The following is a 21,600-nucleotide window of genomic DNA, read 5'->3' as shown; positions in this document are numbered from 1 at the left end:
AAAGCCAAATTTCTCTGAGTGTGCGACAGGGGATTTGGCTTTTTTTAGTACGATAGAAATATATTTAATTTTGATGAATCTAAATAGTTTGACTATTCAAAAATGGGCAGGTATAATTTGGTTAACTTTGTTAGTAAACTTAACTAACTGCATGGTGGTGAGCGAAAAAGAGTGCGTGTCCCTAAGAAAACTGGCAGCAGCAAACGGGTAAAAAACCTGAACAAAGAAGAGGTATTGCAGCAGGTTATTTTGCACGGGCAGATTTCCCGAGCTGACATTTCCAAAGAGACACAGTTGAGTCGGCCGTGTGTATCCGCTCTGGTCGATGAAATGATCCAGGAAGGTCTGCTGTGCGAAGTAGGCATGGGGGACTCCAAGGGAGGGCGTAAGCCGATTCTTTTGGAGTACAACTATCAGGCGTACGCGATAGCAGGAGCGATCTTTGACGGGTCGACACTGGAAATGGCGATCGCTGACCTGAAAGGTGAGTTTTTAGCTCGCTACAGCAAGCGATTGGCGAGGCCGGAAGATGGCGAGACCGTCATCGAAGACCTGGCTGGGGGACTTACGCAGCTGCTTGCGAAAAGCAGCATCTCTCGTGACCGACTGCTCGGTATGGGGGTCGGTGTGCAGGGTGTGACGCAGCGCAACAGCGGGACCGTCAGTTTTTCGCCCAGTACCGGGTGGATGGGCTCTCCGATTCAGCAGACGATTCAGGCTCGTTTAGGGCTGCCCGTTATCCTCGACAACGATGTGAACATGATGACACTCGGGGAGTACGTGCGAGGAGCTGGTGTTGGACACACGCATGTCGTCAACATGTACGTCGGAACCGGGATTGGATCTGGGATTATTTTGGATGGTCAGTTTTACCGGGGCAGCCGGGAAGCGGCCGGAGAAATTGGTTTTATGATGATTGGTCCTGTACATAACCGCACGAAAAAGGCATCTGGCGTATTTGAGACCCATTATTCCGTCCCGGGGATTCGGCAACAGGCAAAGGGATTACTCTCTGACCTTCAGGAAGGGTCGAGTGTCATAAAAGAGCTCATCCGCCTCGCTCGCAATGAAAACGTCGGTGCACAACAGCTGTTAGAGGATGTGTATCGGCATTGGGCGTACGGAATGGCAAACATCGTCAGTGTATTGAACCCGGAGCTTTTGATCCTGAGTGGGGAGATGGTCCATGTCGACGAAGAAGGGGTGAAGCGGATTCACGATTGGCTGACCGAGTGGGTGCCAGAGGTACCTTGTCTCGAAAAGGCAAGTCTTGGTGAACAGGCGGGGTTGATCGGCGCTGTACACAGCGTACTGGAAGCGTTTCCGTCGACGAGACTTCTGGAAAAAGATTAAAAAAGAGGGGGAGTAGTTTTGAAAAAGTCAAACAGCAAGCTGAAAAAATGGATGCAGGGTATGTTCGCCGGATCTTTGGCCCTGACGGTAGCTGCATGCTCGGGGGGAGGTCAGGAGGCAAAGCCTGCGGATAACAGTAACGCTGGCGGACAAGGAACGCAGCCCGCAGCACAGCCCGCGGCGACAACACCGGCTCCATCTGGAGAACCGCAAAAGCTGGTCATTTACACCGGCCGCGACAAAAATATCTTCGAGGTCGTCCTGCCGAAATTCAAAGAAAAGTACCCGAATGTCGAAGTAGAAACGCTCGAGATGGGTGCCCAACAAATCTTGGAGCGTGTGCGGGCAGAAAAAGCCAACCCGCAAGCAGACTTCTGGTGGGGCGGCACACAATCTGCTTTGAGCACAGCAGCTGACGAGGGCTTGCTTGAGCCATACAAGCCTACTTTTGCAGACAAGATTCCAGATCTGTACAAAGACTCGCAGGATCGCTGGTACGGTGAAATGCTCTTGCCAGAGGTCATCATGTACAACTCGCAGGCGCTCAAGCCAGAAGAAGCGCCGCAAGATTGGGACGAATTGCTGGATCCGAAGTACAAGGACAAAATCGTCATCCGTAACGTACTGCCATCCGGAACGATGCGCACCATTTATTCTGCCATGATCTATCGTCAAGGCGCAGACACGCCGGAAAAAGGCTACGACTGGCTGACCAAGCTGGATGCAAATACCAAGGAATACACACAAGACCCAACCAACCTGTATCTGAAGCTGGACCGTCAAGAAGGCGTGATCTCGCTGTGGAACCTGCAGGACGTACTCTTGCAGAGCAAAAAGAACAACCATCCTTACGACTTCATTTATCCGAAGAGCGGGGCGCCAATCCTCGTCGACGGAATCGCTCTCGTAAAAGGTGCGAAAAACATGGAGGCGGCGAAAAACTTCATGGAGTTCCTGATGAGCCCTGAGATTGCCTCCACGCTCGCCAAGGAGCGCTTCCAATTCCCTGCACGTACCGATATCAGCAAGGATGACTTGCCTGATTTCATGAAAAACCTGGAGCTGAAGCCTTTGGAGCTCGACTGGGCAGTCATGGCAGCGAAGGAAAAAGAGTGGATGCAGCATTGGGATGAAAACATCAAGGGCAAAGGGAAGAAGTAATGTGACAAGCTGGACGGGAAGGAGTGTTCCTTTCCGTCCAGTCACTTATCCCTCACGTGCCCAGACTCGCTACGAAGGAGGATACAGAAACGGATGAGCAGCGTAACACTCGAACACGTTCACAAACGTTTTGGCCAGGCAAAAGGAGTAGAAGATGTACACATTCATATTGAGTCTGGTGAATTTTTCACCTTTCTTGGGCCGAGTGGATGCGGAAAGACAACGACGCTGCGGATGATCGCAGGCTTTTACTTTCCAACTGAGGGGCAAATTCGCTTTGGCAGCAGGGAGGTTACCTCGGTGCCACCGCATAAGCGAAACACGGGAATGGTTTTTCAAAACTACGCGCTGTTTCCGCATATGACGGTGTTTGAAAACATTGCATTTGGGCTGCAAGTTCGCAAGCTGTCCCGAACAGAGACCCAAGAGCGTGTGGAAAAAATGATGAAGCTGGTTCGCCTGGAAGGGTACGGGGAGCGCAGGATCGATCAACTCTCCGGTGGGCAGCAGCAACGGGTGGCACTCGCACGGGCGCTGGTCATCGAGCCGCAGATACTGCTGTTGGATGAGCCGCTGTCCAATCTCGACGCCAAGCTGCGGGAAGAGACGCGCTTTGAAATCAAAAGACTCCAGCTGGAGCTTGGAATTACGACGATTTACGTCACGCATGATCAGGCGGAAGCGATGTCGATGTCAGATCGGATCATGGTGATGCAGAGTGGAGAGGTGCAGCAAATCGGCACACCGCATGATATTTATCATCGTCCCGTCAATCGGTTTGTCGCATCCTTTATCGGTGAGACCAACCTCTGGGAAGGTACGGTGGCTGGCATCGAGGGGGACGAGGTACAAGTGCGTGTCTCCTCCGGGCAGATTTTGACCGGTTTGAAAAAGAATGCTTCCTCGCAAGTAAGGCTGGCTGCAGGTGAAAAAGTGACCCTGTCCATTCGCCCGGAATCGGTGATGGAGAGCACGACGGGGGAAGAGGCGAATACTGTCACAGGCGCTGTGGTTCTGGCTGAATTCACAGGGGCATGCGTCAACTATGTGACGAGTGTTGGGGATGAGCAGCTGCGCAGCATGTCCATCAATTTGGGAAGACCTGTCAAGCAGCGTGGAGACACGATCAAGCTGCACATTCCGAAAGAGAGCATTTACTTTGCTGGATAAGGGAGGGAGAAGCGATTGAAAGCAGAATTGCAGCAGGCGCCAGCAGCGACCAGACGGAAGTCCATCATGGCTTCGCCTTCCTTCGTCTACGTGCTCGTTTCGCCACTCTTTTTGATTTTACTTGCCTATGTGATATATCCGTTGTTTGAAACCTTTGTTGCCAGTATCAAAGTCGACGAAGTCATCACCTGGAAAAACTATGCGCGCTTCTTCAGTCTGGAGCATACCGCCAATCTGGAGGCGCTGTGGACCAGTATCTACATCTCGGTTTTGAGTGTCATCTCCTGCGGCATCGTCGGAGTGACCATGGCGTTCCTCCTGGAGCGTTATGAATTTCCGGGCCGCAAAATCTTGTCTGTGCTGGCACTGGTGCCGATGGCATTGCCGCCGTTGATCGGGGTATTGTCCTTTACGTTTTTGTACGGGGAGAGCGGGATCTTTCCACGTGCGATCAAAGAACTGCTAGGACTCTCGCAGGTACCGTTTCCCTTAAAAGGCTTTTGGGGCGTCGTAGTCGTCCATACCTTTACGATGTACACCTACTTTTTTATGACGGCCACTGCAGCGATCAAAGGACTTGATCCGTCCTTGGAGGAAGCGGCAGCCAGTCTTGGAGCGAGCCGTTTGACTGTCTGGCGGCGTGTCATACTGCCGATGCTGACACCGGCGATGGTAGCTTCGTCCCTTTTGGTATTCATGGTTTCTATGGCTTCCTACACAGCACCGCTCATCTTCGGGATCGACCGGACGATGACGATGCAGATCTACCTTTCCCGTACGAACGGGGATTTGGACATGGCGGCTACGCAATCTACGATTCTCTCAATAGTCTCGGTTCTCTTCCTTTTGATCATGCGCTGGTACCAAGGCGTGCGCAACTACCAGAACCTGAGCAAAGGGGTTAGCGTACACCGCACGGAGATCAAGAGCAAAGCTGTCCGTTACATAGCGATGGTGCTTTCCTTTATCGGCACGATCATCCTGATGCTGCCCATTCTCGTCCTGGTCCTCATCTCGTTCTCAGTTGACGGTACCTGGACGGTGCAAATACTACCTCCGCAGTACACACTTGACCATTATCTCGACCTGTTTACGGACAGCAAGACTTGGCGTCCGATCGTAAACAGCTTGCAGCTCTCTGCCATCGCCTGCGTAGGTATCGTCTTGTTCGGCGTGGCGGCTGCGTATTCGATGGTTCGTCTAAAATTTCGCGGCAAGACGTTGCTGGACGTGCTGATCATGCTGCCTTGGGCGCTGCCAGGTACGGTTGTAGCGGTAAACCTGATCGCAGCGTTCAGCCAACCGACCGTATTCAGCTTTGGACAGGTGCTGATCGGGACGTTCTGGATCATCCCGCTCGCGTACTTTGTCCGGCATCTGCCTCTCGTCTTCCGTTCTACCTCCGCAACGTTGATGCAGATGGATCCATCCGTGGAGGAAGCGGCGCGTAATTTGGGCGCATCGTGGTGGTACAGCTTCCGCCGAGTCGTCTTTCCGATGGCGTTGGGTGGGATTCTGGCCGGAACGCTGCTGGCTTTTGTCCAGTGTATCGGAGAGTTTGTCGCATCGATCCTGATCTTTACGCCGCGAACGACTCCTCTGTCGGTAGCCGTATTCCAGCGAATGTACAGCTTTGAGTTTGGAACGGCGTGCGCGTATGGGGTGCTGCAGATTATCGTCATCATCGTGGTTCTGTTCATCTCCAGAAAGCTTGGCGGGGACAAAGCAGGCACCGCTATCTAGTAAAAGCTTGTAGAGAAAGGATTCGCTTGGGGGCGGGTCGAGGTTTTCTAGTACTCCGCTATCTTCCTAGGGTCAATCCATGGCTGCAACAGGGGATACTACGAAAGAGTGCCGTGATTGATATAGACGTCAATCTGAGTAGGGAATGGAGGAGGGTTCATTGAGAAAGGGGAAACTTGCCAAGCTGTACACTCTCACAACAGCGGCGGCGCTCGTCGGCAGTATGATCATGCCACTTGCGCCCCAGACTGCCCATGCTGACCGGGGGGTTGTCGATCTGTGGAAAGCGATCAAACCGTTGACCACAATTGCCAGCGCCATGAATACCGGGGCCCATCCAGACGACGAGCACAGTGCGGTGCTTGCGTATCTGTCACTGGGAAAAGGCGTGGACACGTCCAGTATCATTGCCAATCGAGGCGAAGGCGGCCAAAACGAAATCGGCAGCGAGCTGGGCAATGCGTTGGGCATTATCCGCACACGCGAATTGCAGGAGGCTTCCAAAATCACGAACATTCACCTAGAGAATCTCAGTGAGAAGATCGACGACCCGATCTTCGACTTCGGCTTTTCCAAGAGCCCGGATGAGACCTTGGAAAAATGGGGAGAAGACGTTGCGTATGAGCGGCTGATCCGCAAAATACGGACACTGCGGCCAGATGTAGTAATACCCGCATTTTTAAACGAGCCATCCACTCACGGGCATCATCGGGCGATTAATGTCATCACGGTTCGGGCGTACAAAGACGCGGCTGATCCGACCGTTTTCCCCGAACAGCTGAAGGAAGGCTTGACGCCATGGCAAGTGAAAAAGCTGTACCTGCCTGCCACACAGAAGGATTACAACGTCAGCGTTCCCGTCGGAGCCTACGACGAGGTCTACGGCGCGTCCTATGTGCAGCTGGGGGAAGAATCCCGCTTTATGCACAAGAGCCAAGGGATGGGGCGTGTCTATGACGAAGGACCGAGCTCCAACTACTACAAGCTCGATCAGTCTGTCGTGAAAGCGAAGGACAAGGAAACGGACTTTTTCGATGGCATCGCGTACACCTTTACCGATCTGGCGAAGGAAGTAGCCGGTCAGTCAGGTGGAGCAAAAATTGCCAGCGATTTGCAAAAGCTGCAGAAAGACGGAGAAGAAGTCATTGCCGCCTATCCGCATTTTGAAGCGGTGGCAAAAGAAGTGCACGAAATGATTACAGATGTCGCAAAGGCAACGGCAGATGTGCAGGCTTCGGGCCTCTCCAGCGAGTCCAAAACAGACCTGCTGCACCGCCTGAATGTCAAGCAGGCACAGCTCAACAAAGCGAGCGCGGAATCACTGTCACTCGTCACTAAAGTGAAACCGGAAACGGGCGAGCTGGTGGCAGGTCAGACGACAAAAGTAACGGTATCTGCCTACAACGGCGGTCAAGTCAAGCTGGGCAAAGTGAACCTCGCGTTGAACGTACCGAAAGGCTGGAGAGCGACGCCGCAGGGAACGACCAGCTTCAATCAGCTGGGCTACAACGAGACAGTCAAGACGACGTATGAAGTATCGGTACCAGCAGATGCGGATTTGTTCCAGCCGTATGCGGCACCGGCACTTACGGCGGATGTTTCGTACAGCTTCACTGGTGCGACTGCCACGAGCCATGCGGTGCCAAGCGATGCTGTCGCGGTATTGCCGGCATTTGCGCTGTCTCTTTCTCCGAGCGCAACCGTTTTGAACACTCTGAAGCCGCAGGAGCCGATCCCGGTCAAAGTAACAGTCAAAAACTACAACCCGGGAGCAGCGAAGGCGAATATCTCTCTCGACGTACCTGCAGGCTGGAGCGTGGAGCCGAAAGCGACGCCGCTTGATTTTGCAGCAAAAGGAGAAACGAAATCGGTGGCGTTCGCAGTCAAGGCAGCTTCCTCCGTCAAACCGGATTCGTACAAAGTGACAGCCGTCGCGACAGGTGGAGGAAAAGAAAGTCGACATGGAGCACAGGTCATCCGTTATCCACATATTGGGACTACTTATTTCGTTCAGCCAGCCGAATTGGCGATTCAAGCCTTTGACCTGAAGGTTCCAGAAGGATTGAAGGTCGGCTATGTCTCCAGCGGCTTTGACAACATCGATCAATACCTCCAGCAGCTGGGTGTACAGGTGACAAACCTGACAGCAAAGGATATTGAGTCGGGTGATTTGAGCCAATACGATACCATCGTCTTGGGAATTCGTGCGTACGGCTTCCGTCCGGAGCTGATTCCGAGCAATGCACGTTTGCTGAAATACGTAGAAAACGGCGGCAATCTGGTCGTGCAGTACCACAAGCCGGAAGACAAGTGGAAGCCAGAGCTCGCTCCGTATCCGATCAAGATCGGGGAGCCGTTGATTCAATGGCGGGTAACGGATGAAAACTCCAAGGTGACCATGCTGGCACCTGATCATCCGCTGTTTTCGACCCCGAACAAGATTACCGAGCAAGACTGGAACAACTGGATTCAGGACCGCTCTGCCTACAACCCGGCACAGTGGGGCAAAGAGTATACCGAGCTGATTTCCAACGGAGATGCAGGAGAGAAAGAGTTTACAGGCACATTCCTCTCAGCTAAGTACGGCAAAGGAACGTATACCTACAGCTCCCTCGTCTGGTACCGTGAAATTCCTGCTCTGGTTCCTGGGGCGATCCGCTTGTTCGTCAATATGGTGAGTCTCCATCAGTAGCAATCCAGTTTGATCCGCCAAAGGGAAGAGGCAGAATGCCTGTCTCTTTTCCTTCCCGGATCGATGCGAGAATCTTTGTAATAATCGTAGTAGCCAGCCGATACAGCAGGGAAGGAGATGCAAGTCAAATGAATTATAGAGAGCGTATTTTTCAGCAGGAGGGAGAAAGCTTCCCAGGAAAGACCTATGTGGAGGTAGTTCTTGCACCTGCCTTTCATGAAGCCAAAAACCATCTCCTGCAACCGATGATGGCCATCAACAAGGCGCATCTGGTTATGCTGCGCGAACAGGAGCTTTTGACGGATACGGAAGCGAAGGCGATTGCCCAAGCTCTGGTCGGCATCGAGATGGAAGAGCTGCGCCACTCCGCGTACACCGGGCAGTTTGAAGATTTGTTCTTTCAGGTAGAGAGCCGTCTCTTGGAGTTGGCCCCGGACGTGGCGGGCAATCTGCATCTGGCGCGAAGCCGCAACGACATGGGAATCGCCATATATCGCATGGTGCTGCGGGAAAAGCTGCTGGTAACCTTGGAATCTGCCCTCTATCTGAAAGAGCATTTGCTCCTTTTTGCGCAAGAGCATGCGGAGACCGTGATGATCGGCTATACCCATACGCAGCAGGCACAGCCCACAACCATGGCCCATTACATCATGGCAGCAGTCGATTTGCTCAGTCGCGATATCAAGCGGCTGTTGAACGCTTATCGGACGTGCAATCGCAGTCCGATGGGAGCGGCGGCTTTGACTACTTCGGGATTTGCAATCAGCCGGGAGAGGATGAAGGAGCTGCTCGGCTTTGATGAGCTGGTAGAAAACTCGTACGACGCCGTTTGCGGAGCCGATTACCTGGGGGAGGCTGCCACGGCGATTCAGCTGGCAGCAATTAATTTGGGACGTACGGTTCAGGATATGCTGCTGTGGTGCACACAGGAGTTTTCGGGTTTAAAGGTAGCGAGCCCCTACGTGCAGATCAGCTCGATTATGCCGCAAAAACGCAACCCGGTGTCCTTTGAGCACATGCGCTCCCTTCTGTCCAGCAGCGCGGGAAATGCCCAAACGGTGTTGACCATGATGCACAACACGCCATTTGGTGACATCGTGGACACAGAGGATGACATGCAGCCGTATGTCTGGAAGAGCATGTCAGTGCTAGAGCAGATGTATCGACTGATGGCTTGCGTGGTAGGAACGATGGAAGTAAACAAAGCAGGTCTCTTGGAACGGGCAAAAGGCAGCTTTGCGACCGTGACGGAGCTGGCAGATACACTCGTGCGCACGGATCATCTATCGTTCAGAAGCTCCCACCACATCGTCAGCAAAGTAGTAAAAGAAGCGATGGCAGCCGGGCTTAAAGCGGATCAGATCAGTCTGGAGCTGGTCAATCGTGCGGCTTTGGACGTGATCGGCAAAGAACTGGCCATCACGGCAGAAGAGCTTCGTCTCGCCTTGGATCCGGTTCATTTTGTCCGCATCCGTAAGCTTCCGGGAGGACCGAATGCCGATGAAATCAAGCGGATGATTCAGGAGCGCACAGCTTCCTTGCAGGCAGAAACGTCCTGGCTTTCGCAGGAGAAACAGGAGAGAGAACAAACGTGGAAGCGGCTGGATCAGATCATCGCTGATTGGAGTGTGGGGTGATGGCAGCTGTACGGATTCCCCTTTTGGCAGTAGACGGAGGGGGCACCAAGTGCTTGGCCGTGCTGGTGGAACGATCCGGGCAGGAAGTCGGCTGCGGACGATCCGGCTCATGCAATTACCAGGGAAGTGGGGAGGAGGCAGCCGCGCGAGAGCTGATGCAGGCGATCTCCCAGGCTCTGGGGGAGGCTTTAACCCACTATCCAAACGTGCCAAGCACGCCCTCGGCAGAGTGGGAGGTTGAGTGCGCTGTCTTCGGGATCGCTGGCCTTGATACCGAGCATGATCGCCAGGTGATAACGGGGATGGTTCAGCGCGTATTGCAGCAGCTGCACGTGCACGTCCGTCATTTAATCGTCGAAAACGATGGCTTCGCGGCTTTGCTCGGTGCGACTGGCGGCAAGCCAGGCATCCTGGTGATCGCTGGCACCGGCTCCATCGCTTTTGGGGTAAACGATGCGCAGGAAACGTCACGGGCAGGGGGCTGGGGTCATCGCGTCGGGGATGAAGGGAGCGGCTACTGGATCGGCAAGCGGGCGATTGTCGCTGTCCTAAAAGCGGCAGATGGCAGGGGAGCACCCACTCTTTTGAAAGATTTGCTGCTGCCCTTCATCGGATTGTCTCGCGTGGATGAGCTTTTTAACTGGACGTACGGCTCATTCTATTCCGTGGACAAGGTAGGCGAGCTGTCCGTCTTGGTCAGTCAGGCTGCCGATCAGGGAGATCCTGTAGCCTTGGAAATCTTGCAGGACGCAGGGGAAGAGCTGTTCCTTGCCGTTCGTGCCGTCATAGAAGCCTTGCATATGAAGAACAAACCGTTTCAGCTGATTCTGCAGGGCGGCGTTTTGCAGAATGACGATCGGGTCAGAGAAATCGTCATAGATCGAGTCAACCGCTACGCGTCGTCCGTCGTGATCGAGAATGCACAGAACGACCCGATTTACGGGGTCATTGCAAAAGGATTGGCGTATTTGGACAGCCAATCCGAACAGTAAAAGAGGTGCCAGTTGAGATGAAAAAAGTAATGGTAGTGTTTCCTCACCCTGACGATGAATCGTTTGCCTGCGGTGGTACCTTGGCAAAGTGCCGGGATGCCAGTCAAATGACGTGTTTAGTCTGCGTCACTTCCGGCTGCAAAGGGCGGACGGGGCCGTTTGAAATCGATTGCGGCGAGAAATTGGCACGCCATCGTGAACAGGAGCTGGAGAGAGCTGCCGAGGTTTTGGGGATTGACCGCTTGGATCTGTTCCGCTATCCAGATGGCTCGTTGGTGCAGACGAATTTCGATGAGCTGGTCGGGCGAATACGCGAGACGATTGTGGAATGGAAGCCGGATGTCGTGGTGACCTTTCCGCCAGATGGTGTGACAGGTCATCCTGATCACATTGTGACGTGCAAGGCGACGACAAGGGCAGTAGAACTGGCTGAGGAGGTGCTGTCAGCCAGAGAATATCCGGATCTGTACTACGTTTCCATTCCCCACTACTACGATCATTGCCCGGATCGGGGGCCACAGCCTGCCGTGCCCATTACGGGTAAAGTCGATATTACCTCCTACCGCTTGCAAAAGGGCGAAGCCTTGCGCGCCCATCAAAGTCAGAGCTACTCGGTGAATCGGGCCTACCCGGGTGTGATTGACGGCGACTTTGGCGTGATTGGCTGCTACGAATACTACACACTGATTCGTTCAGGAGGAAAAAGGGTAGAGCCTTTGCCATCAGAAACCGAGATTCCGGTGATCGAGCTGTGAGTGGCGAGTTCAACGGCAAAAATAGCACAAGGGTTGGTCAGCGTAGTGCTGGTTAATCCTTTTTTTATTCTATGTTAGAAACCAATTTTCCCCACCCCCGTATATCCATAAGAGGGAAGGGAGGAATGCACAGTGAGTCTATTCCAGTTTTTGTTTTCCCGGCACAAGAGCTTGATTTACACAGCTTTTGGCAGCCAGGATTACTTTCGGGTGATTTACAGGCTGGAGGCGGCTGGCGTCTCGTTTCGGACCCGAACTCATCAGGATCCGCGGCATCACACAGGCTCGTTTTCCTTCTCCACTAGAGATTTTACGCAGTACGATATTTATGTAACCAAAGCAGACGAGTATAAAGCCCAAATGGCGATACATGGGAATTAGCCAAGGCCATGGGAGCGGCTGCATAGGGAAGTTGGCGTTTCTTTCTATACGGCGGGTAGGTATCTTAGATATAATGATGGTAAAATTTGTCCTGATAGGTAGTAGAGGAGGAACTGCGTCATGTCCGTTCGTCAAGCCTTGCAAGAGAGAAGAGCTGTGCGAAATTATTTGCCAAAAGAGGTAGAGACCGAAAAGATCGAGGCGCTGCTGGAGTGTGCTGTGCTCGCGCCGAATGATCGACTGCGTCAGCCATGGCACTTTTATGTGATCAGAGGAGAGGCGAAGGAGCGATTCGAGGCAATCGCCAAACAATTTTTGCTGGAGCGCTTCCCAACCAAGCCTCATCTCGTCGCGGAATCGCTGGCAGTATTGGAAAAAACGCCACTGGTCATCGTGGCGACAGCGGATATCATTCCCGGTGATGAAGCGTCGTCAGAAGATAACGAATACGCTGTCTGCTGCGCGATTCACTCGATGTGGCTTGCAGCTAAAGAGCTGGGACTGGGCATGGTCTGGCGCACGAGAGGCGTGGGACTGGTACGAGACGAACGATTGATGACGTTCCTTGGATCACCGGAAAATCAAAAGGTCGTCGGGACTCTATTTATCGGGTATCCAGAAGCGGACGTTCCTACTACGGCTCGCGCAGAGGCTGCAAGCAAGACGACGTGGCTGTAGTTGATAGAAGAAAGGAGGGGGTTAACACCAGTCGTGGTGTCCCCCTTTTTTTTGACGTTCGCCGATTTTATTTTGCTGATTCTTTTTCGGGACGATCAGGAGTGCTAAGAACATGCGGATTGTTCAACCGACTATTCTTATACTGAATATGTAGTGTAAAATCGAATCTAACATTCATAAAAGGGGCTGGGAAATTCTCGGCGATAGCCCACAGGAGCCATGCATTTAGCAATCCGATCAGTGAAAGCAAGATCAATATGTTTATGAATCACACAAAGCTGAATCCCAATGATAAAGCGATTGACATTGGAGCTGGAACAAGTGAATTGCTTATTCGTTATATGGAAAAATATAACATTTCAGCCACTGCTATTGAGCTGTATGAAGGTTCGATCGAATCGGCGCGTAATCGTGCCAACGGGAGAATTTCTTTGGAGCACATCCAATTTGTCAATGAAGATGCAAAGCAAGTTATCGATCAATATTCCACTTCAGCGTTTCGTTTGGGTATATGCATTGGGTCTACACATGCCGACGACTCATCACGGAAATGTAAAGCTGGGTGAACAGATGGGGCTAACCCCACTCTTCTCGGCTGTAGCAAGTGAGGATGATTGGGATGCTTACGAAGGCCTATATGCGAGCTCTATTGAAGAGTACTGTTATGAAAACCCGGATGATCCCGACGTTGACGCGATGCTCACAAGAATTAGGAGTTGGAGAAATACGTATCTGGAATGGGGAAGAGAGCTTAACACTGTCATGATTGGTACTGAGGCAAAATTGAACAGGTTTTCTATCCGTTAAAGAAGTGGAGGGGCTGTCCGAAAAGCCATAGAAAATTGGCGGAGGGATTGCCTCTTTTTATACCAGCATGATGGAGCAGCGCACTTCAGCAGTCAGGATTGCGAACGCCATTGAGCAAGCAATTTTTCCAGATATCCCTCCAAATGCACGGCGCTCTCTTTCATGGACTCAAAGCGCTTTGACAAGACCCCGCTTTCTTTCACGCTCTCGATTTGTGCCCCCTTTTCCAGGATGGTCTGCAGAGATGCAGCTCGCTTCAGGGTAGAGAGAACCTCCTTTTCCAAGGCATTGGGAGAAAATATATAGTAGGTGACACGGTCTCCCGTCACACTCTTTTTTTCCACATGTCCGGTTTGCAGCAATAAGCGGATGTTGGTAGAAACGCTGCCAAGGCTTACTTGCAGGGAGGATGCGATCTGTTCGGCGGAAAGAGCGCCTTCTGTCACCATCAACAGGCCGAGTATCCGTCCTGCAATTCGGGATATACCTTGGCTCTCATGGTGGAGCCCGATTTCTTCAATATAAGTCAAAAGCTCTGGAGATAACTTATCATTCAATACAATTACTCCCTTTGGGAAAAACGTACAGACGTTTTTCGAGCAGCTCGGATAGTTTTCAGTAATTTATTATACCAATACTTCGAACGGTTGGGTAAGAGAGAATCAACCCGACCGTGCTCTTGCTCGACACGGAGGTTTGATATCGTGGCGCTCATGACAAAGAGGAACTGATTCACTCCCACTTGTGCTGCCAGCCTAAAAACATGTAATGGAGATTCCTAGATCAGGGAATAGCTAAAAGGAAACTTCTACATGCTGGAGGGAAACGATGGCAACTTTTTATGACAAGTATGGCGGTGAAGAAACGATTGCCAAGGTCGTTGATTACTTTTACGATCTGATATTGGCAGATGAAACTGTGAACCAATTTTTCAAGGACACCGATATGGAAAAGCAGCGGAGGCACCAAACCAAGTTCATCAGCTATGCGTTAGGCGGTCCCAATCAGTATACCGGTCAGTCCATGGCAAAGGTCCATGCAGGGATGAACCTGCAGCCGGAGCATTTTGACGCGATCGTAAACCATTTGCAGGCAGCGCTTGAGCATTTCGGAGTCGGAGCGGGAGATATCGACGAGGCTTTGACAAAAGTAGGCGCACTACGAGACGATATTTTGTACAAGTAAAGTGTTCGCGGTAGGTCCATCTTGCATGGACCTATTTTTATACAGTAAGAATTTATATAATTCTTAGCCAGTATAAGTGCAACTAAGGCTCCGCCACAAAGCTGGCGGGGCCAAGTTTTCTAATTTTTAGCGGCGGCCCAAGAAATGGTCTATGTGGTAAAATTTAATCTAATACTGCCAGGGTCAGCCTTATGCTGTCATCTATGTATGGAGCTGAAATTTTCGGGAGGGGGAGCGGATTCATGAATTTTAATCGGCAGGAAGCGATCAAGATTCTGGAGCGGACGCCACAGACATTGAAGCAATTCCTATCTGGGCTGTCGGGCGGGTGGCTCGGGGCCAATGAAGGCGAGGGAACCTGGAATCCCGTACAGGTCGTTGAACATCTCATTGAAGGCGAAAAAACGAACTGGATACCCAGATTGAAATTCATCCTGCAAGAGGGGGAAAGCAAGCCATTTCCACCGTTTGATCGTTTCGCGCACATGAAGGAAGAGGCTGCTGCAAAGTCGCTTGAACAATTGCTGCTTGCGTTTCAAGAGATAAGGGAACAGAACATCACGAGGCTAGGGAGCCTTGTCGTGACGGAGTCGGACCTGGAGAAAACGGGATTTCATCCGGCATTTGGTGTGGTTAAAGTAAGAGAGCTGATCTCGACGTGGGCGGTTCATGATTTGACGCATATCGCTCAAATCGTGAGGGTGATGGCACAGAGGTATCGGGCAGACGTTGGGCCATGGCAGGAATATTTGGGGATCCTGAATCAAAACAGAGGATAAGCCGAAGAAAAACCAGTGAAAACTCGCTCGAAGGGGGCGGGAATTGACTGGTTTTTTTTGAACGTGTAGGAATTTATAAGCGTAATGCTTATGAATTCTGGAGCGCATGGAAACTTTCCGCTAAAACGCGGTCGCTCCTCCTTTAATAGGCCTCGATAGAGGTTTTCTTATGAACCGTCTAGCAAATCAACAGATTAAAAATAGAGAAAACGGCTTGTTTCGGAAATGTTGACATGATGTCAACTTGTCAGTATATTATTGATATAATGTCACATTTCAAGTAAGGGCATTCGTCTAGCAAGACTTGAAAGAAAATTCGCCATAGTAAAAATGATCGGAGGAGATGTGGCGCCAATCACTTGAGCGGATTATTGTAAGGGCTTACAGCGGGGTTGAATATTGCTAGTTAGGGAGATGACATATGGAGAATCTCAATCGGGAATCAGGATTAAAGCGCGAGTTGAAAACGGGGCAGCTCACCATGATGGCGATGGGCTGTGCGATCGGTACGGGCCTGTTTCTGGGAAGTGGCCTTGCGATCGGGACAGCAGGACCAGGAGTTTTGATCAGCTATGGAGTAGGCGCTATTATTGTTTTGCTATTAATGGGCTGTTTGGCGGAAATGACCGTGGCCCATCCGACCTCAGGTGCGTTTGGTACGATCGCCGAAAAATACATAAGTCCTTGGGCTGGCTTTATCGTGCGCTATTCCTACTGGATGTCCAATGTGCTGGCAGTTGGGGTGGAAGTCAGCGCGATTGCTGTTTATATGAATTACTGGTTCCCGAATGTGCCAGGAATTGTATGGATTTTGTTTTTTGCCATTGTGCTGATTTACGTCAATTCCACCAATGTCCACACTTTTGCTACGTTTGAATATTGGTTCTCCATGATTAAAGTAAGTGCTATTGTCTTGTTCATCCTTTTAGGGGCGTACATCTTGGTCGGTGGGCCTGAGGAATCAAAAGCTGGTTTCGAAAATTTCGCGAATTCTGGACAGTTCATGCCATTTGGCTGGTGGGGAATATGGGTGGCCGTCTTTATTTCCTTGTTCAGCTTTCTTGGCACAGAACAGATTGCCGTGACAGCCGGCGAAGCCAAAGAACCAGATGTCGCGGTGCCAAAAGCACTTAAGGCAACTGTCTTTCGTCTTTCCTCTTTTTACGTGCTCACGATGGGGATCATGCTGTTGATTGTTCCATGGCAAACCGCGGGAGTAGACAAGAGTCCGTTTGTCAAAGTCATGGAGATATTGAACATACCGGGTGCCTCCGGAATCATGAACTTTATCATTTTAACCGCGGCCCTCTCCGCGATGAACAGCCAGCTGTACGCATCTACCCGCTTGATGTATTCGCTGTCTTTGGAAAAACAAGCTCCTGCCGTCCTGGGAAAAGTGAGCAAAAAAGGCATTCCTACATGGGCACTCATTATTTCCACTCTCGGTATTTTTGTCGCAGCAGGCGTGAATGCCGTTTTGCCCGATTCCTCCTACGCTTTCATGATGGGAATCTCCATGTTCGGCTCTATTTTTACCTGGCTGATGATTTTTGTCTCGCATCTGTTTTTCCGCAAGCAATGGGAGAAAAACGGCGGGCGCAAACTCCCGGTGAAAATGATCGGCTTCCCATATTTGACCATACTGGGAGGGGTTCTGCTGCTCAGCCTGATCGTGACTACGTGGTTTACGCCATTCAAAATGATGCTGCAATTTGGCATACCGTGGTTGATCTTCCTCGTGATTGCATATTGGATCTGGAAGAAGAAAAACGTCAACCGTCATGGTCGTACAGAAACGGCTGCGAAAAAGTTTGTTCACAAGGGATAGGCACAAACAAAAAGAGCGATTGTTCCGGAACCGGGAACGATCGGCTCTTTGCTTGCGAGCAGGAGGGTGATCACGAAGGATACAGTCCGCTCGTGTACAGGATGGTCATGTTTCGCACGATTTCTTGAACAGAGTGCTTGTTTTTGCCGTTCACAAGGTCCCAAAGCTGTGTCTCGTTGAGGGAAAACCAGTTGCGGGCAATCAAATCGCGATCTACATCCGCACGAGCGAGGCCTTTTGCCTGTGCGTAGGCTACGTCACTCGCGATTCTCTCAACGAATTTTTCCCGGATCTCGTCCCACTTTTGATGGGCCTTGTCAGAAAAGCGAATAGCCTCGACAAATACTTGCAGGATCGCTTTTTGCTCGATCGCATTTTCCAAAAACAGGCTGGCTTGCGTCGTAATCATCGAGATCGCCTCTTGTTTGGTGGACGGCTGGTAGCTCATTTCGGCAATCTCGTAGAACCGGTTCATGATGTCATCCATCAAAACAATCAACAAGTCGTCTTTTCCCGAAAAGTGGACATAGGCTGTACCGTATCCGGTCTTTGCTTTCTTGATGATTTGGGTGATCGTTGCCCTCTGGTATCCATTCTCAATGAAAACAGCTTGAGCGGCTTCCAGCAATTTATGACGAGTCTGGAGCGAACGAAGATTCCGCCCATCGATTCGTTCAGTTGTTTTGCTCACGATACTCCTCTTTTCCGTACAATCTTTTTCTATAAGTATACGAGAGATTTAAAATGTGCGCGATCTCACGTTATCATGAAAATAGATAGTCGCAAGGGAGAAAGGAACGAAAAATAGAAGGGGGAAGAAAACCATGGAGGAATACGGTATTTTTCAGGTGACGATCCCACTGCCTTACTGGAATGATAACGTACACTGTTATTTGGCAAAAAGAGAAGGAAAATGGATCATTGTGGACACGGGGCTGAAATGGGAGGCTACACGGAAAACGTGGGAAGAAGTCTTTGCCAAGCATGGAATTGACCCGACAAAGGATATCGAAAGCATCGTGTTGACGCATCAGCATGGCGATCATTTCGGATTTTCCGGTTTGCTTCAGGAATGGACAGGGGCACCCGTTCACCTGAACGAAATCGATCGCGAGCTGTCCCTCTATGGCTGGACGCCCGAGACGTTTCAGGCGTATTACCTATCAGCGGGGCTGCCGCAAGAGAGCGTCCTTCAGCTGCAAGAAAATGCTGCGGCGTTCGTCCGCCCTACTTCGCCCTATCCGACCGACTTGCAGCCTTTGAACGCTGGCGACCGCTTTCAGCTGGGAGAGCTTGCGTTTGAGGCAATCCACTTGCCCGGACATACGCCTGGACATATCTGTTTTTACAACGAGCAAAAGAAGCTGCTCATCTCTGGCGATCACATGACGCGGGAGACGATGCCGTATATTTCCTACCACGGCTACGGAGATTCGAATCCTTTGCAGACCTATCTGGCTACGCTGTCGAAGATGCAAGCCATGGAAATTGCCGCCGTACTTCCTGGGCATGGACCCATCTTTTATGATGCGCAGGAGCGGATCGCAGAGGTAATCGACTATTACCGGTCACGTCTGGATGCTGTGCGCGAGCTCGCGGCAGGAGGACGAACCGCCTACGAAATTTCACTCGCTATATTTCCGGCCGACCGCAGCCTGTTTCAAAAGTGGATTGATTTGGGCGAAACGAATGCCTGCTTGCAATATTTGCTGACAAACGGCGACCTTCAGGTACGAGAAGAAGGTAGCCAGAAGAAATACTACAGGGATTGATAGAAGGACAAGGAAAAAATCCCCCGCCCTCGTCGAATGGGAAGGGGGATTTTTAGAGATAGGATGTATATTTATACAATAATATGAATTATTATTAGATTAAAAAGGAGCTGATCACGATGCATGTGAATGTCGAGGAACTGTCCATCAATGCTTGGCCTGCTCTGGAGACGATGATTGACGACGGCTGGCTGCTGCGCTTTGCAGACGGGTATACCAAACGGGCGAATTCTGTCTATCCACTCTATCCTCCGGCGGGTGATCTGGAGCAAAAAATCGCGGCGTGTGAACGGCACTACGGAAGCAAAAAGCTGCCCACGATCTTCAAAATGACGCCGTATTCTCAGCCGGCCAAGTTGGATGCCCTCTTGGAGGAGCGGGGATATAAACTGTTTGCGGATACCAGTGTTCAAATGGTCTCGCTTGCAGCAATGGCAGCACCGGCCATGCATTCGGTCCAGTTCTACGAGGAATGTGCGGATGAATGGGTAGATGTGTTTTGCCGCCTCTCGGAAAAGGACGAGAGGGAGAAGCAGACCATGACTCAGACGCTACGAAAGATCATACCCGCCTGCTGCTATGCCGTCCTGTATGCAGAAGGGGAGGTCGTCGCCTGCGGCATTGGTGTGCTGGAACGAGAACACATCGGACTTTATGACATCGTGACGGCCCCAAGCCATCGCAAGCGCGGATACGGTGAGCAGCTGGTATTGAATATTTTGCAGTGGGGGATTGAGCGTGGGGCCAAGCACTCCTATTTGCAGGTCGTAGTGGATAACACACCTGCTCTTCGGCTCTATGAAAAACTGGGGTATCAGGAAATCTATCCGTACTGGTATCGGATCAAGGAGCAGGAGTGCTCCACCTGATGTCGGACGGCTGGTAAATGGGAATCAGCTCGCTCATTTCCTGCTTTCCCTCTGACGATACGAGACGAGGCTCCCAAAAGAGTGGGTTGCGCAGATAGAGACTTGCGTCAAAGCGCAGGCTCGTCTCTTTGGCGATGGTCTCGAGCGGCACTTGGTAGGTCACTAGACGCTGATACTCACAGCGATCAGTGGAGCGCTCGGGACTTTGTCGGATGAGAAAGGAGAGGCACGAGATTTGCTGTTCTTCATTGGCGTACAGGACGCTTTTCCAGAAGCCAAAAGGGACATGAACGGCGCAGCCAGGATGCGCCGCTATGGGCGATCCAGGATGCGCCGCTATGGGCGATCCAGGATTGCCATCTACACCACAGTACTCCTCGTCATCGTCCTTGTGAATTGGTCCGGTAAGAATGACCAACCGCTTTGCCGCTTGCAGCCGCTGGATGACCCAGTCCTCCAGGCAGTTCCAGATTCCGGTGTTGAAGTGATGATGCTGCAGTGCGATGTTGGCGTAGCAGAACGAGTCGTAGTTGGCCTGCTCTGCTTCCCGGCGCTCTCCCCAGCAGATGTCTCTGCGGCGGGTCAGATGGCCTTTGTCATAATCGTTTCGCGCGTAATATTCGGGGCCGACCTGATTTTCCTCCCCGATTCGCTCGTCAAAATGCCAGGAGGAATTGTCCCGGGTGACAGGGGTTGCCCGCAAGATATCGACGCAGGCAGCAGAAAAAATAGCGAAACGCGTGCGCTGGTTCATGACGATGGAAAAATGCGTGAAGTCGAAAACAGCTCCGTCATCAAGCGCCTCGGCAGCGACACGGCCTTGTGGCAATGGCAGTGGAATCGGGTGCTTTTCATTGAGAAAAAAAGGATCGTAGCCGGTCTTCATGAGTCCTCTCCTCCTTGGAAAAAAGCCTTTCTCCACGCATGAAATATTGTAAGAATATTCAGTTGTAATTGCATTATACTAGAATCGTGCAACCAGGCACACCGCCTAGCGTACTACTGGTTGTGAGGTCAATATGCCCAGAAAAAAGGGGGAGATGGACGATGTTTGGCAAGCTGGCAGCGGATGTTTTGGGATTAAGCGATGTTGGGGTGGTCGTGAAGCCGTCCGATTACGACAAGGTGGACTCCGACGACTACGTCATGCACGAGGATAACGAGAAGATCTACTTCCTGATCAAGTCTAAATCAGATGAGTACTGCTTTACCAACCTGGCGCTCATTCATCTCGATGGGACGAGCGCAACCAGCAAAAAGCGGACGCTGCGCCGGCTTTCCTACCACACGCATAAAATTACGGACGTCTCGCTGGAAACGGCGGGCACGGTAGATCTGGATGTGGAAATCAAGTTCACGATGGGGGCGGAGCACTACTCGATTGATGTGAACAAAAAGCATTTGGAAGCGCTCAAGGATTTGTATAAGGCACTGATCAAAATATCCTCGATGACGCATGAAAACGAAGTGGCCATGCAGCACGCGCAGGAAAGCCTCCACGTTGCCCAAAGCACAATCAGCAGCGCCATGAAGCTTTCCGCTGATATCGCGACACAGTTTCAGACGCTGAATCAGTACACCTTTGACTGGCTAAAGGACACGCATGAGAAATACGTCGTGAAAGACTTCGGCAAAGTCTTTGAAAAATACATCCACAACTAAACGTACGCAATAAGAGAGGGCCACTCCGGTAAGCACCCGCACGTTATTCGTGTAGGCTGGCTTGCCCTGGAGGGCCCTTTATACATTCTCCTACCAAATGGTGCAGCAGTAGTAAACGGACTTTTCACTGTCAGTT

The 21,600-nt window shown here is 51.4% G+C and carries 21 protein-coding genes; 18 read left to right on the top strand and 3 right to left on the bottom strand.

The window, feature by feature from the left end:
* Positions 1-171 precede the first annotated feature (171 nt).
* The 12 genes from ACLIN2_RS22955 to ACLIN2_RS22900 all read left to right on the top strand — a co-directional run bounded on the left by ACLIN2_RS22955 (position 172) and on the right by ACLIN2_RS22900 (position 13,369).
* Positions 172-1,353 carry an ROK family protein gene (locus tag ACLIN2_RS22955; protein WP_092274455.1) on the top strand — a complete coding sequence of 394 codons (1,182 nt, stop codon included), beginning with the start codon at positions 172-174 and terminating at the stop codon, positions 1,351-1,353.
* Positions 1,354-1,371: 18 nt separating this feature from the next.
* On the top strand, positions 1,372-2,514 hold the full coding sequence (locus ACLIN2_RS22950) for an extracellular solute-binding protein (RefSeq protein WP_092274457.1): 1,143 nt from the start codon (positions 1,372-1,374) through the stop codon (positions 2,512-2,514).
* Positions 2,515-2,607: 93 nt separating this feature from the next.
* Positions 2,608-3,684 carry an ABC transporter ATP-binding protein gene (locus ACLIN2_RS22945; RefSeq protein ID WP_411502238.1) on the top strand — a complete coding sequence of 359 codons (1,077 nt, stop codon included), beginning with the start codon at positions 2,608-2,610 and terminating at the stop codon, positions 3,682-3,684.
* 15 nt (positions 3,685-3,699) lie between these two features.
* Positions 3,700-5,427 (top strand): ABC transporter permease, encoded by a 1,728-nt coding sequence (locus ACLIN2_RS22940; protein ID WP_092274463.1) that lies wholly within the window; start codon positions 3,700-3,702, stop codon positions 5,425-5,427.
* A 160-nt stretch (positions 5,428-5,587) separates the two neighbouring features.
* A complete protein-coding gene (locus ACLIN2_RS22935) occupies positions 5,588-8,119 on the top strand; it encodes an NEW3 domain-containing protein (protein ID WP_411502237.1) in 2,532 nt (843 codons plus the stop codon).
* Positions 8,120-8,247: 128 nt separating this feature from the next.
* Positions 8,248-9,756, top strand: coding sequence for an argininosuccinate lyase (gene argH / locus ACLIN2_RS22930; RefSeq protein WP_411502236.1), 1,509 nt, complete (start codon positions 8,248-8,250; stop codon positions 9,754-9,756).
* Positions 9,756-10,748, top strand: coding sequence for an N-acetylglucosamine kinase (locus ACLIN2_RS22925; protein WP_411502235.1), 993 nt, complete (start codon positions 9,756-9,758; stop codon positions 10,746-10,748). The genes argH and ACLIN2_RS22925 overlap by 1 nt, the downstream gene beginning before the upstream one ends.
* A gap of 17 nt (positions 10,749-10,765) precedes the next feature.
* The gene (locus ACLIN2_RS22920) at positions 10,766-11,503 is read left to right on the top strand and encodes a PIG-L deacetylase family protein (protein WP_411502234.1); all 738 of its coding nucleotides are present in this window, start codon (positions 10,766-10,768) and stop codon (positions 11,501-11,503) included.
* Positions 11,504-11,635: 132 nt separating this feature from the next.
* Positions 11,636-11,884: a hypothetical protein gene (locus ACLIN2_RS22915; RefSeq protein WP_122925837.1), complete on the top strand. Its 249-nt coding sequence runs from the start codon at positions 11,636-11,638 to the stop codon at positions 11,882-11,884.
* Between the two features lie 120 nt (positions 11,885-12,004).
* Positions 12,005-12,562 carry a nitroreductase family protein gene (locus tag ACLIN2_RS22910; RefSeq protein WP_400585633.1) on the top strand — a complete coding sequence of 186 codons (558 nt, stop codon included), beginning with the start codon at positions 12,005-12,007 and terminating at the stop codon, positions 12,560-12,562.
* Positions 12,563-12,819: 257 nt separating this feature from the next.
* Positions 12,820-13,128: a methyltransferase domain-containing protein gene (locus ACLIN2_RS22905; RefSeq protein ID WP_411502233.1), complete on the top strand. Its 309-nt coding sequence runs from the start codon at positions 12,820-12,822 to the stop codon at positions 13,126-13,128.
* The gene (locus ACLIN2_RS22900) at positions 13,010-13,369 is read left to right on the top strand and encodes a hypothetical protein (protein WP_411504623.1); all 360 of its coding nucleotides are present in this window, start codon (positions 13,010-13,012) and stop codon (positions 13,367-13,369) included. Before ACLIN2_RS22905 ends, ACLIN2_RS22900 begins: the two co-directional genes overlap by 119 nt.
* A 92-nt stretch (positions 13,370-13,461) precedes the next feature.
* Here the strand turns inward: ACLIN2_RS22900 and ACLIN2_RS22895 are convergent, their stop codons facing one another.
* A complete protein-coding gene (locus ACLIN2_RS22895; protein WP_328210532.1) occupies positions 13,462-13,926 on the bottom strand; it encodes a GbsR/MarR family transcriptional regulator in 465 nt (154 codons plus the stop codon).
* Between the two features lie 271 nt (positions 13,927-14,197).
* Between ACLIN2_RS22895 and ACLIN2_RS22890 the strand changes: the two genes are divergently transcribed.
* From ACLIN2_RS22890 to ACLIN2_RS22880, 3 genes are all read left to right on the top strand, one after another.
* Positions 14,198-14,554: a group I truncated hemoglobin gene (locus tag ACLIN2_RS22890; protein ID WP_122925844.1), complete on the top strand. Its 357-nt coding sequence runs from the start codon at positions 14,198-14,200 to the stop codon at positions 14,552-14,554.
* 242 nt (positions 14,555-14,796) lie between these two features.
* Positions 14,797-15,333 (top strand): DinB family protein, encoded by a 537-nt coding sequence (locus ACLIN2_RS22885; RefSeq protein WP_411502232.1) that lies wholly within the window; start codon positions 14,797-14,799, stop codon positions 15,331-15,333.
* Between the two features lie 421 nt (positions 15,334-15,754).
* Positions 15,755-17,161, top strand: a complete 1,407-nt coding sequence (locus tag ACLIN2_RS22880; RefSeq protein ID WP_328210534.1) for an amino acid permease — start codon at positions 15,755-15,757, stop codon at positions 17,159-17,161.
* Between the two features lie 70 nt (positions 17,162-17,231).
* Here the strand turns inward: ACLIN2_RS22880 and ACLIN2_RS22875 are convergent, their stop codons facing one another.
* A complete protein-coding gene (locus ACLIN2_RS22875) occupies positions 17,232-17,852 on the bottom strand; it encodes a TetR/AcrR family transcriptional regulator (RefSeq protein ID WP_328210535.1) in 621 nt (206 codons plus the stop codon).
* 133 nt (positions 17,853-17,985) lie between these two features.
* Between ACLIN2_RS22875 and ACLIN2_RS22870 the strand changes: the two genes are divergently transcribed.
* Both ACLIN2_RS22870 and ACLIN2_RS22865 read left to right on the top strand, forming a co-directional pair.
* A complete protein-coding gene (locus ACLIN2_RS22870) occupies positions 17,986-18,933 on the top strand; it encodes an MBL fold metallo-hydrolase (protein ID WP_411502231.1) in 948 nt (315 codons plus the stop codon).
* A gap of 119 nt (positions 18,934-19,052) precedes the next feature.
* Complete coding sequence (locus ACLIN2_RS22865; RefSeq protein WP_411502230.1) at positions 19,053-19,802, top strand: GNAT family N-acetyltransferase; 750 nt, start codon at positions 19,053-19,055, stop codon at positions 19,800-19,802.
* Here the strand turns inward: ACLIN2_RS22865 and ACLIN2_RS22860 are convergent.
* Positions 19,777-20,688, bottom strand: a complete 912-nt coding sequence (locus ACLIN2_RS22860; RefSeq protein WP_411502229.1) for a DNA/RNA non-specific endonuclease — start codon at positions 20,686-20,688, stop codon at positions 19,777-19,779. The two genes, ACLIN2_RS22865 and ACLIN2_RS22860, sit on opposite strands and share 26 nt — an antisense overlap.
* Before the next feature lie 161 nt (positions 20,689-20,849).
* On the opposite strand from ACLIN2_RS22860, the gene ACLIN2_RS22855 reads away from it, so the two are divergent.
* Entirely contained in the window at positions 20,850-21,464 is a 615-nt protein-coding gene (locus tag ACLIN2_RS22855) for a PH domain-containing protein (protein ID WP_327932882.1), read from the top strand.
* The last annotated feature ends 136 nt before the right edge of the window (positions 21,465-21,600 follow it).

The organism is Brevibacillus centrosporus, from assembly GCF_046622605.1.
In the GTDB taxonomy this organism is placed as follows: Bacteria; Bacillota; Bacilli; order Brevibacillales; family Brevibacillaceae; genus Brevibacillus; species Brevibacillus centrosporus.
This window is presented reverse-complemented; position numbering and strand designations above follow the sequence as displayed.